The organism is Microcoleus sp. D3_18_C2 (assembly GCF_036702395.1).
In the GTDB taxonomy this organism is placed as follows: Bacteria; Cyanobacteriota; Cyanobacteriia; order Cyanobacteriales; family Microcoleaceae; genus Microcoleus.
Map to the genome: position 1 here is coordinate 18894 of NZ_JAUBTG010000046.1, position 12667 is coordinate 31560.

The 12667-nt window shown below is 46.4% G+C and carries 10 protein-coding genes; 4 read left to right on the forward strand and 6 right to left on the reverse strand.

Annotated features, from left to right (window positions below):
* Positions 1-129: 129 nt before the first annotated feature.
* Complete coding sequence (locus QUA88_RS29560; RefSeq protein ID WP_445243008.1) at positions 130-261, reverse strand: ribbon-helix-helix protein, CopG family; 132 nt, start codon at positions 259-261, stop codon at positions 130-132.
* 37 nt (positions 262-298) lie between these two features.
* On the opposite strand from QUA88_RS29560, the gene QUA88_RS22300 reads away from it, so the two are divergent.
* Together QUA88_RS22300 and QUA88_RS22305 are read left to right on the forward strand one after the other, a co-directional pair.
* Complete coding sequence (locus QUA88_RS22300) at positions 299-1441, forward strand: transposase (protein WP_333233951.1); 1143 nt, start codon at positions 299-301, stop codon at positions 1439-1441.
* A gap of 228 nt (positions 1442-1669) precedes the next feature.
* Complete coding sequence (locus QUA88_RS22305) at positions 1670-5107, forward strand: EAL domain-containing protein (protein WP_333054404.1); 3438 nt, start codon at positions 1670-1672, stop codon at positions 5105-5107.
* Positions 5108-5329: 222 nt separating this feature from the next.
* Here QUA88_RS22305 and ilvN read toward each other — a convergent pair whose 3' ends face one another.
* From ilvN to QUA88_RS22325, 4 genes are all read right to left on the reverse strand, one after another.
* Positions 5330-5848, reverse strand: coding sequence for an acetolactate synthase small subunit (ilvN, locus tag QUA88_RS22310; protein ID WP_333054405.1), 519 nt, complete (start codon positions 5846-5848; stop codon positions 5330-5332).
* Positions 5849-6566: 718 nt separating this feature from the next.
* A complete protein-coding gene (locus tag QUA88_RS22315; RefSeq protein ID WP_333054406.1) occupies positions 6567-7379 on the reverse strand; it encodes a carbon-nitrogen hydrolase family protein in 813 nt (270 codons plus the stop codon).
* A 252-nt stretch (positions 7380-7631) separates the two neighbouring features.
* Complete coding sequence (gene psaJ / locus QUA88_RS22320) at positions 7632-7760, reverse strand: photosystem I reaction center subunit IX (RefSeq protein WP_333037175.1); 129 nt, start codon at positions 7758-7760, stop codon at positions 7632-7634.
* Positions 7761-7879: 119 nt separating this feature from the next.
* Complete coding sequence (locus QUA88_RS22325; RefSeq protein ID WP_333037176.1) at positions 7880-8368, reverse strand: Photosystem I reaction center subunit III; 489 nt, start codon at positions 8366-8368, stop codon at positions 7880-7882.
* Between the two features lie 330 nt (positions 8369-8698).
* Between QUA88_RS22325 and tsaD the strand changes: the two genes are divergently transcribed.
* Both tsaD and QUA88_RS22335 read left to right on the forward strand, forming a co-directional pair.
* Positions 8699-9772, forward strand: coding sequence for a tRNA (adenosine(37)-N6)-threonylcarbamoyltransferase complex transferase subunit TsaD (gene tsaD / locus QUA88_RS22330; protein ID WP_333054408.1), 1074 nt, complete (start codon positions 8699-8701; stop codon positions 9770-9772).
* Between the two features lie 232 nt (positions 9773-10004).
* Positions 10005-10496 (forward strand): N-acetyltransferase family protein, encoded by a 492-nt coding sequence (locus QUA88_RS22335; protein WP_333054409.1) that lies wholly within the window; start codon positions 10005-10007, stop codon positions 10494-10496.
* Between the two features lie 341 nt (positions 10497-10837).
* Here QUA88_RS22335 and QUA88_RS22340 read toward each other — a convergent pair whose 3' ends face one another.
* Complete coding sequence (locus tag QUA88_RS22340; protein WP_333054410.1) at positions 10838-11578, reverse strand: HAD family hydrolase; 741 nt, start codon at positions 11576-11578, stop codon at positions 10838-10840.
* Between the last annotated feature and the right edge of the window lie 1089 nt (positions 11579-12667).

Sequence of the window (12667 nt, forward strand, 5' to 3'; positions counted from 1 at the left end):
TTAACTCTCTTGTCGCTTTCACCTGCAATCCTACCTTGTATGCGTTACTCATTCATGACCAAGAAACTGGGATACAAGCCCCGTCACTTCGGCGGAGTTTATCCGCCGAAGGGCTCAGTACATCGCCTTCTAGGACGGCTTTATCTTTATTTTCCTAATAAGCTCCCTGAATACATCGTTTTGCGTTCTATTCGTAAGCTTGCAATATTCCGCAAGTTTCTCATATTCTTCATCAGAACATCTAATAGTTAACTTTTTCATGCCGTCAATATGCCGTCAGTTATGCTAAGATAATAACATGAAAGCAAGATACCAGTACCGATTCTACCCAACCGACCAACAGCAACAGAGCTTAGCTCAGTTGTTTGGTTGTGTGCGAGTAGTGTGGAACGATGCTCTAGCGCTGTGCAAGCAATCAGAGAAAAAGCCCAAATCCGCAGAGCTTCAGAAAATAGTAATTACTCAGGCAAAGCAGACAATCGAAAGAGCTTGGTTGCGGGAAGTGTCAAACATTCCACTACAGCAGTCTGTAGCCGATTTAGAGACAGCATTTAAGAACTTTTTCGACTCCTGTAAGGGCAAGAGAAAGGGACGCAAGGTTGGTTATCCTAAGTTCAAAAAAAGGACTAGCAGCCAGTCGGCAAGACTTACTCGCGGTGGTTTTTCTTTTAAAGGCAATGGTGTCTATTTAGCCAAAATAGGAATCGTCAACCCTATATGGTCTAGGAAATTGCCGTCTAAACCTAGCTCTGTCACAGTAATCAAAGACTGTGCAAACCGCTATTTTTTGAGTTTTGTTGTAGAGCTTGGGCCAATTCAAATTGAGGCTAAGAGTCCAAGTATCGGAATTGACTTAGGGATTAAAACTTTTGCAGTAATGAGTAAGGGTGAAAAAGCTAAAAGTCCCAGTTATAAAAAGTTAGACCGAAAAGTTCGCCAACTCCAGCGCAAAGAGGCCCGTCAGCCCAAAGATTCTAAAAGAAGAAATGTAACTCGAATTAAAATTGCTAAACTACATAATCGCATTGCCGATACCCGTAAAGATTTCCTACACAAACTGTCAACCAAAATAGTCAACGAAAACCAAGTGATTATTCTGGAAGATTTGAACGTGTCAGGAATGCTAAAGAATCGGAAACTTTCAAGGGCAATTAGTCAGCAAGGATGGAGGGAGTTTAGAACTCTCTGTGAAGCCAAATCCGAAAAGTTTGGCAGAGAGTTTCAAGTAATTAGCAGGTGGGAACCTACCAGTCAAGTTTGTGCGGACTGTGGCTTTAAATGGGGTAAAATCGATTTGTCTATTCGTTCAGTGCTTTGCCTGAGTTGTGGTACTGAGCAAGACAGAGATAAAAACGCTTCTAGGAATATAGAACAAGTCGGGATGGGGAATCGCCACGACTCTAAACGGACGCAGAGGGATTGTCAGACTAGCAACGGTTAGCAGAACCCTGTGAAGCGTCAAGAATCACCGCACCTGATAGTCGGTGAGTATTTCAAGATACTTAGTTATTTTTAAATAGATTGGCTTCAGATAACTACAACAATTTTCGAGCGGTGTTAATCGATGTTCGATCTAAATTTATTTTTTTACTTTGAGATTTTTGCATATCTTCTGGGATTATCGGCGATTTTAGCCTTGGCGTCCGCGATTTATCTTAAGTGGCAGCCAATGCCCCCCCGTCTGCCGCCGGCCGAAGAGCAACGGCAGTTGCCACAATTAAACGATGATTTATCTGCCGGATTGAAAATTCGGAAAAACTTTGTGATTTTTCCCAACTCAAATCGGTTGCCGGCAACTGACAGCTTCTTGGGTAAAGTTTTAGGTATGGGTCGCGCTGTATTCTTGGCTAAGCAACAGCGCCTAAGTGTGAATTATTCGCCTATTCTGGGGCCTGGAAATAGCAAAACGCTAAGTCTGAGCATTGCGGGTTCGATGGGGCAAAATCCCGATCGCCCGAATGCCGAGAATCCTCCCAAAGTTACTGCTTCCGCGCAATTAGAGGAAGATTTACTGGGCGAAATCCTAGCAGGTACTGATTCGCCGGGGGGAGCAGAATTCTTTGATGCCTTAGTTTGCCACTTAGCCTCAGCACTCGGAGTTCGCACCGCCGTCGCTGCCAAATCGATTAAGTCGAAGGCACGCACCGATACTGCTGCCGATAGATTGCAACTTATCAGTTTTTGGAGCGACGGACAGCAGCAGCCAAATTTTGAGTGCGACACTGCCAATACTCCCGAAGCGCGGGTGCTGGAGGAGGGAATGTATTCCTGTCCAGACTACCTCGGGGAAACCTTTCCAGAAGACCGCAGACCGGTAGTTACGGGTGCGCGCAGTTTCCTGGGAGTCTTGCTGAAAAACTCTTACGGCGAACCTTTAGGGATTATTTGTATTTTTCACGATCGACCCCTGGTGGAAGCACATCTTGCCAAATTCCGATTAATTCTCAGTATCTTTGCTGGACGGGCGGCCGCTGAATTAGAGCGGCAGCGCCTAGAAGCAGCACTGTCTACTGTAGAAGCGAAATACTGTGCCCTGGTAGAACAAATGCCCGCTGTCACCTACATTTCTCCCCTCAACCGCAAGGCTGCCAAACTTTACATCAGCCCGCAAATTGAGACTTTTCTAGGTTATTCTGTAGCTGAATGGAGAGCAGATCCCGACCTGTGGCTGAAACTCGTTCACCCAGAAGACCGCGATCGCGTGTTAGTGGAAAACGCCACACAGAAATTCAGCGAGGGAGAAGATATCTTCTGCGAGGGGTCGCTGGTTTCAGAATACCGCGCGATCGCCCGCAACGGTCGAGTCGTCTGGTTCCGCGATCAAGCTACCGCAGTTCGCGATGAAGCAAGCAAGTCTGTCATCCTTCAAGGCGCAATGTTTGACATCACAGAGACTAAAGTAGCTGCCAGCGCGTTGCTAGAAAGCGAATATCGCTATTACACCTTGGCAAAAATACTGCCGGTCGGGATTTTCCGCGCCGATGCTGCTGGAGATTGCTTGTACGTCAATGAGCGATTTTTGGAGATGGCGGGACTGACTGCGCCAAAGGCACTCGGCGAAGGTTGGGCGCAAAGTTTGCATCCCGAAGACCGCGAGCGTGTTTTGAGCCAGTGGTATCGCGCTGTCATAGACAAGTTGCCATGTAAGTTAGAGTACCGCTTTTGCAACGGTGAGTTGACAACCTGGGTATTTTGGCAAGCAGTGCCAGAAATTACCAAAAGCGGGGAAGTTCTAGGCTATCTCGGCACGTTGACCGATATCACCGATCGCAAGCAGGCAGAATTCGCGCTGCAACAGGCCGAAGAGAAATACCGCAGTATTTTTGAAAATGCGATCGAAGGCATTTTCCAGACAACGCCCGACGGACGCTACCTCAGCGCTAACCCTGCTTTGGCGAGAATTTACGGCTATTCCTCGGCCGCCGACTTGATCGCGAACATACGCAACATCGACAGCCAACTCTACCTCGATCCCAACCGCCGTGTCGAGTTTTTGCGCGCGATCGAAAAACACGGTTTTGTGTCTGAGTTCGAGTCCCAAGTTTACCGCGCTGACGGCACTACTATCTGGGTTTCCGAGAACGGCCGGGCAGTTCGCGATCCTGACGGAAATTTACTTTACTACGAAGGCACTGTCGAAGATATTACCCTCCGCAAAATAGCAGAAGATAAGTTGGTACACGATGCTTTGCACGATATGCTAACCGGTTTGCCCAACCGAGCTTTATTTATGGATCGCTTGGGGCACGCGATCGATCTTTCCAAACGCCGCCCCGAAATTTTGTTTGCGGTGCTGTTTATCGATCTCGATCGCTTTAAGGTTGTTAACGACAGTTTGGGGCATTTAGTGGGCGATCGGTTGCTCATCGCGATCGCGCAGCGCCTGGGAATCTGTTTGCGCGCTGGAGATACCGTTGCGCGTCTTGGTGGCGACGAATTCGCTATTTTGCTGGAAAATATCAAAAGCACCGAGGATGCGATCCAGATTGCCGAACGAGTGCAAGCGGAACTGGCAGAGCCTTTTTACCTTAACGAATATCAAGTTTTTACCAGTGCTAGCATTGGGATTGTTTGTTCTGGTTTGCCTCGATATCCAAGGGAAACTAGCAAACTGTCGAGTCCCGAAAATTTGGGAAATATCGATCGGGAAACTTCTTTGTCTGGCTTATCTTCCGACTCTCCTGTTCCCAATGTCCCGTTCCCAATGTTGTACGATCGGCCTGAAGAACTGCTCCGAGATGCAGATGCGGCCATGTATCATGCTAAGGGATTGGGCAAAGCTCGCCACGAAGTTTTTGACTTAAGTATGCACACTCGCGCCGTCGCCCTTTTGCAACTGGAAAACGACCTGCGACGCGCTTTAGACTCCCAGGAATTTCAGCTTTACTATCAGCCTATCGTCTCTCTTGTTACTGGTAGAATCAGCGGTTTTGAAGCGCTGCTGCGGTGGTATCACCCGCAGCGGGGTGTCGTAGCTCCTGGCGAGTTTATTTTAGTAGCTGAAGAAACTAGATTGATTATACCTATTGGCTGGTGGATGATGCGATCGGCTTGCCATCAGATCCACGAGTGGCACCAAAAATTCCCCGAAAATCCGCCGTTGACTGTCAGCGTCAACCTTTCTAACCAACAATTTAAACAACCGGATTTAATCGATCGCATTCGCGACATTTTACAAGAAACTCAGCTTGACCCCCGCACTTTAAAGGTAGAAATTACTGAAGGCGTCATCATGGAGAATGCCGAATCAGCAGTGGCTATCCTCGCGGAATTGAAAAATTTACAAATTCAATTATATATTGACGATTTCGGCACTGGCTATTCTTCTTTGAGCCGCCTGCACACTTTTCCAACTGATGCTTTAAAAATCGATCGAGCTTTTGTCAGCCGCATGACTGAAGATGAAGGAAACGAAGCGATTGTACAGACTATTTTAATTTTAGCCAGTCATTTAGGCATGGATGTAATTGCTGAAGGCATCGAAACCAGCGAACAGCTTAATTTACTTAGAGCGCTGCAATGCGAATACGGACAAGGATACTTTTTCTCAAAGCCGATAGACAGCATCGCAGCCACACTTTTAATAGAAAGTCAACCCCAATGGTAAGGATCGCGAATTAAATAACTTACAATTTTAATTGTTATTGTGGGATGGGCGTCCCACAATCTTGTGGAAGTTATTTAATTCTCATTCCTAATTAGTCAGGAGTCGTTAGTCATTGGTCATCAGCCATTGGTAATTGGTAGTTGGTAATAAGAAGTCGAAAGTTAAAAGTTAAAACATTCCTTCTGACTAATGACTAATGACTAATGACTAATGACTAATGACTTAAACTTTCGCTTCCAAGGACTTGAGAAACTCAGTATTTACCCCCGACTCGCGCGTCAGGGCAATTTTCCCAGTACGAGCAATTTCCTTAATCCCAAATCTATTCAGCACCTGGACGATCGCCACCATTTTACCGGGATCTCCGACAACTTCCAATGTCAGCGTATCATCACCAATATCCACCACTCGCGCTCTAAAAATTTGAGCTAACTCAATGATCTCCGATCGCGTCCCGCTAGCAGCATTAACTTTCAGCAACATCAACTCCCGTTCCACACAGGGAATTTCCGTTATATCCTGAACTTTAAGCACGTTAATCAACTTGTACAGTTGCTTTGTCAACTGCTCAATAACTTGGTCATCTCCGGGTACAACCATCGTAATCCGAGACACTCCCCCTTGTTCCGCCGGGCCAACGGCCAGACTTTCAATATTAAAACCCCGACGGGCAAACAAACCAGCAATTCGAGTGAGGACACCCGCTTCATCTTCAACTAAAACCGAAAGAGTGTGTTTCATCAGAAAATTGGGTAGAAACCTCGTCCTTTTAGGACGGCTTTATATTACAATATAATTGGTCAACGACCCACCCGAGACGATGGATCAAACAGCCTATACGAGCGAAGTTCAGCCCGAGGTGCTGGCGGCGAAGCAAAATCGGTAGACCGGTTCAAGAGGATAGGGCAATGGTAAACATCCCTAGAATCAAAACGAAGAAGAATTCCGTTTGGTATTCGACACATAAAAACCGCTTTCTCTTGCGGGGTTAGTCTGTGGAGCGAACATAAGACCAAATCTCTTTTAGGGTGGAGGCAGTTGCGAAGAAGCAGAAATTCAAATCGTGAGGTTTGGGAATCCCCGTCCGCGACGGTCGGGGTGGATGTCAATTCTCCAAAAAGACGCATTTCGTGCAATTCTACTTTCGCCCATTCGCCTGAGACCAGAAGTGCACGCCCATTCAACCTGCCTTAGACATTTTATCGCGAGTTACTGGCCGTTCCTTTCCAGGAAAAAACAATATATTAAGCTGTCGGGGCGCCTAGTAACGCCCGATCGACAATATCACTCATAGATCGGCGTAAATCCGCCCCCACCCGCTTATTTTTGTCGATCGCACGCACATGATCTAAGTTTTTTTGTGTACGAACCTACACAATTACTTGAGCGAATAAAAACTTGAAAGGTCGGGCGGCCCACTGGGACTGAAATTTTGAGACCAATTGGTCTCAAAATTCCTTCAGAGAAAAACCCGGTGTTGCAGAGATGGCATCTGGCGGCGGACTTGTTCTAGTCGATCGGGATTAATTTCTGCAATTGCCACACCCGGTTCGTCTCCAGCATCCGCCAAAACGGCACCCCAAGGGTCTACAATCATCGCGTGACCGTGTGTTTGACGGCGGCCGTAGTGGTGTCCAGTCTGTGCAGGTGCGATCGTATAACAAGTATTCTCGATCGCCCTAGCTTGCAACAAAACCTTCCAGTGATCCTTGCCAGTGTAAGCAGTAAACGCCGCCGGCACGAACAAAATATCAGCCCCCTTGTACGACAAATGCCTGTACACCTCCGGGAACCGCACGTCGTAGCACACCGAAAGTCCTAGGGTGCCCAAATCCGGCGACACATAAACAGGGGGCAAATCTTCACCAGCTTTCACAGTGTTCGATTCCCTGTAAGTAATGCCGTCTGGCACATTCACATCAAACAAATGTACTTTTCTGTACCTTGCCACTTCAGTGCCGTTTGGGTCTACCAGCAAACAAGTATTGTATACCTTCCCCCCGGTCGTCGGCACTGGAAATCCGCCGCCCAGAATCGTTACCTGGAACCGCTGGGCCATCGTTTTGAGGAATTTTTCGCTTTGGATGCCGATCGCCTCTGCTGAAGCAATCTTTTCCTCCTCTTCGCCCATAAACGAGAAATTTTCTGGTAAGGAAACTAACTCCGCACCCCGACGCACTGCCAGGTCGATTAATTCCTCTGCCTGAACCAAATTTTTTTGCAGGTCAGGCAAGCTAGTCATTTGAATTGCTGCGGCGAGATAAGACTTCATCGATTCAAAATATTAGTCAATAGTCAATAGTCAATAGTCATTAGTCATTAGTCATTAGCCATTGGGAACTAATTTGATAACTAAATAGTTTAGATCCTTGGGTTTTACCCATCTCGGCGCTGGTTTTGCCCGAACTGGTATGGTTTGAGAGTTTTGATATTTGAGTTTTAAATTAGCCTGTAACTCATCACTCAAAACTCAAAACTCTCAACTTTTTACTCCTAGGTTTTGTAACCTAATTTCCTTCAAATCTTACGGCATCGGATGGAAAAGCAGGTCGGGGAAAAAGCGGTTAAATTCAATTAAAGCCGCAGCTTGAATAGATATCCAAAGGATAGCCAATACTGGTGCTGTCGAAAGAAACTTGACAAAGTATTGCATGAATTCTGCTCCTGAAAATTCCAGACAGTTGGTAATTGCCGATCGGTCTAGCGCGCTAATTGCTATTTTCTAGTTAACTACTTAACTGTTAGCTATTAGCTCTTCTCCATTTCCCAATTTTAGCGGGGGGAAACAGTAATTTCGTCGTCCTTCGCAAACATTTCACCGCTGGTGATTGATGTGAGAGCTGCCAGAGGCCATAAAACGCCGCTCAGCATACATTTGATTGCCAAAGGAACGTCGATAATAATCTCTTTTTCCTCTGGGGTTGCTGATTTCTTGGTAACTTGCAGATAAGAACGGCCCACCCAACCAATCCAACCTGCGATATACAAGAACAGTATGCTAGGAATCAAAAAGTCCCCTGCTTTGCTCAAGTTGCCGTCTACGATTAAGTGCGGGTATCCTTCCGGGCCGCACATAGCTTGAGAATAGCGATCGAATCTTGCTTTCGCAGATGCGGGGTCGCCATTGGTTGAACGTGCATTTTTAGCCAGTTCCTTGAATTCGGGAGAGTCCTTGCACGGCACTAAATTGTAAGCCGAAGCAACTGGAGCAAAACTGATCCAGACACTCAACACTAAAATTGCAGCAAACAATCGTCGCATGGAATTGTTTCCTTTTGTTACAAAACAATAAGTTTTTGTACAAGCATTTCAACTTGCCGATCTGGAATCCAGATTACCGTGTTTGTTGACAGTGTAAAGTATCCATCATTGATGTGGCAAAGTCCAATAGAATGAGGGATTCCCGTTCTCATAGGTCAATGCTGAGCTAGCAATACCGCGAGGATATTCCTTCATTGCATCCGATGATGGTCTTACCTGTCGATCGGGCAAAAATCCCTTAACAATAACCTGAGTACAGGTAGAGCGGGGGACTTGCGCCGAATTAGTTAAGCTAGCAATAACTAACCTATCAAATAAAATTAGCAGTTAATGGCAACCATTTTCGCAATCGAAACAAGTTGTGACGAAACAGCAGCAGCAATTGTTAAGAATCGTCAAGTTTGCAGCAATGTTGTAGCATCGCAAATTAAAATCCACCAGCAGTTTGGCGGGGTAGTACCGGAAGTCGCTTCGCGGAGTCACCTAGAAATGCTCAATCAGGTAATTGCCCAGTGTCTCGGTGAAGCAAACCTGAGTTGGTCAGAAATTGACGGCATTGCAGCGACTTGTGCCCCCGGTTTAGTAGGTGCATTGTTAGTCGGGCTGACAGCGGCGAAAAGCTTGGCAATAGTCCATCAAAAACCTTTTTTAGGCGTCCATCACCTCGAAGGACACATCTACGCTTCTTACCTTACCGAACCCGACTTGCAGCCACCGTTTTTGTGTTTGTTAGTTTCCGGGGGCCACACTAGCTTTATTTACGTCAAAGATTGCGGCGTTTATGAAACAGTAGGACACACACGCGACGACGCCGCAGGCGAAGCTTTTGATAAAGTCGCGAGACTGTTGCAGCTAGGATATCCCGGCGGGCCGCTGATTGACAAATTGGCCGCCCTTGGCAATCCCCAAGCATACCCTCTACCAGAAGGCAGAATTTCCTTGCCCGGTGGTGGCTACCATCCTTACGACAGTAGTTTTAGCGGGTTGAAAACTGCTGTTTTGCAATTAGTGCAGAAACTCAAGAAACAAAATAACAATGTGGGTGAGGAAGGCATCTTGACTGCCTCTACAATTAATGATATTGCGGCCAGCTTTCAGGAAACTGTAGCTAAGGGTTTAACAAAAAGAGCGATCGACTGTGCCGTAAATTTCGGGCTTACCACTATTGTAGTCGGCGGCGGAGTTGCAGCAAACAGCGGACTGCGAAAACACTTACAAGCAGCAGCAGCCAAACACAACTTGCGGGTATTGTTTCCGCCATTAAAATATTGTACAGACAACGCAGCAATGATCGGCTGTGCGGCGGCAGAACACTTGCAGCGAGGACACACATCACCACTCACTTTGGGAGCAAATTCAAGAATGGCTGTCAGCGATATTATGGAACTGTACAAGAGTCATTAGTCATTAGTTGTTAGTCATTAGTTATTAGTCATTAGTTATTAGTCATTAGTTAACAGTCATATCATATCCGATCGAGTGACCGCGATTAAAAGGGCGGGTTTTTGAGATTGTCAATTATTGGCAGATGTTTTTCGTGAACCCGCCCCTACCGTATTAAGGGTAATCGACAGGACATAATATCATTAGTTAACAGTTAACAGTCAACAGTCAACAGTCAACAGTCAACCCAACGATGAAAATCCGATCCGCAAAAGAAAGCGATTTGCCAGCAATTGTCCAAATATATAACGCAGCAATACCGGGCAGAATGGCCACAGCCGATTTAAAACCAGTCTCAGTCGAAAGCCGCCTCCCGTGGTACAGAGAACACTCCCCAAATTCCTGGCCGATTTGGGTAATGGAATCAGAACAAAATATTGTTGGTTGGCTGAGTTTGCAGATTTTCTACGGACGCGCTGCCTATCAGCATACAGCAGAAGTTAGCATCTACGTCGCACCCGATCGCCAACGCTGCGGAATCGGACAAAAATTATTGCAATCGGCAATTGTGCGGAGTCCAGAATTGAAGCTAAAAACTCTCATAGGAATAATTTTTGCTCACAATCAGCCGAGTGTAAGATTGTTTGAGAAATTTGGCTTTCAGCGGTGGGGATATCTGCCGCAAGTTGCCGAACTTGACGGCGTTGAAAGAGATGTCGTAATTCTGGGTTTGCGTTGTCTTTAGGGAAACGGCAATGCCCATTGGTGTCAGCTTAAACTGTCAGTCCGCCCAATCATTCCGTCCGCCCGTCAGTCCGCCAGGGAATGAATTCCCTGTCTAATAGCGAAAGTCCTCTTAAGAGGACTAATGAATCTTAAATTTTTCTTCTCAGTCCTCTTAAGAGGACTTTCGCTTTGAGGCAGGGGTTGAAACCCCTGCCGGAGTATCGGTTGTACGTTAAGTTGTCACCAATGGGCATTGCCGTGTCCTAATTTGGAGGAAACGGCAACACCTTGTCTTGATTTGTAGGGAAACGGCAATGCCGTGTCCTAATTTGGAGGAAACGGCATTGCCGTTTCCCTGGCTCAATCTGGTAAAATTGTAATTTCATCCAAAGATGCGATCGCCACATCAGCATTTTCCAAATGACTAACCTGGGCCTTTCCCCAACAAATCCCGATACAGCCAGCCGCGCCCGCATTTTTACCCATCTGAATATCGCCCGCTGAATCTCCCACCATCAAAGTTGCTGCGGGATTTACTCCGAGTTTCTCACAAGCTTGCAAAAACAATTTCGGGTCTGGTTTATGAAGCGTTGAATCAACTCCCATTTCTAACTGAATGTAGTCAGCTAATGCGTGGTGTTTCACAAACTTCTGCACCGATTCTGTTGTAGCAGCCGAAAGAATTCCCAGTTTTAAACCCGCTTCCGAAAGATATTTCAGCACTTCCAAACTGCCGACAAATAAAGGAGAAACTGCACTATTTTTAAACATTTCGTCAGCTTCATCAAAAGCGCGACGCGCAATAGTTAAAGATTCTAGCCATCCCCTGCCGGTTTCGGCGATGTATCCCGCCGCCACAATCTCATTTTCCCTACGACTACCGACGGCCAGCAAGCCTGTGGGGTCGATGCTGCCACCTTCGATGCCGAAAGCCATTTGTAAAGGCTCTCCAACGCCCGGAATTTGAGCGTCTGCGAGGCGCGATCGCTTAATCCCCAACAATCTCAAAAATTCTTGAGAATCCTCTAGAGTGCCGTCTTTGTCAAAGATTACGGCTTGGATATTCGAGAAGGTAATGCCCCGACATTTAATAGTTACCAAGAATCTGAACTCCGTAATATTTATATCAGGACACAACAATGTTGTGTCCCTACAATATCATGTGCGATCGATTAACCATAATACAATACGCTTGGGTTAGTTTGATACTCCCCACCGATGAATCGGGGGGATTCTTGACGTATTCCATAAAAGAACTTTCAAAGGCGTTATCAAGGCACCTCTACCCACTCAGCTTGAACGAGTCCAAACCTTGCGTATACTTTTAGCTTTTTATACTTTCAGAGTCCATCGCAACGCCAGATAGGTACGCTCAATAATTCACTGTTACTTGTTTGGTCAGGCTACGGTCAAGCCGAGACGAACCAACTCAGGAGTTTCACCTTATTAAATTATTTCAACACGTAGATGGTTATTCTTAATCGATGTAATTAGTGTATCATTTCAATTAAATTTGTGCAATTATTTTAAGGCGACTAAATAAGTCGCAGCCACGTTCCTCCCCATGTCTAAAGCCAGGGGCTTCCCGCTCGTTTTTCGGTGAAAAAAACCGATCGTGCGTAGGTTGGGCCCGTGAAACGGAGGGTGCGCTACGCTCGGAGCCCACCTACAGAAGAGTATTGAACCATAACATGGCGGCCGGGGCGGGTTTTTGAGATTGTCAATTATTGGCAGGTATTGTTGGTGAACCCGCCCCTACGAAAATCGCGCTCGATGACCGGAGATCATATCAGTGGCCGGGGCGGGTTTTTGAGATTGTCAATTATTGGCAGGTATTGTTGGTGAACCCTTCGACTACACTCAGGGCATCGCCCGCCCCTCCAAGAATCACGCTCAATTGACATGATTTCTGTAGGGGCGGGTTCACCCTGATCTTCAACACAAATCCCAAATTCAATAAACCCGCCCCGGCCGGATATTACGATCGATCGACCGGACATGATATCATACAAAATATTTAACTACCAGCCGGGAAGTCCCTCGGTATATTTAGAGGGGATTAATCTGAGCGCTGCGCGAAGTACCCCGAATAAATTACGCCCGCGTGATGAAAGGCTCGTCGGGTGTAGGTACGGAAACCGACAATTAGACATTGCGAGTACCTTTAACTATGATGTACTTCCTAGATAT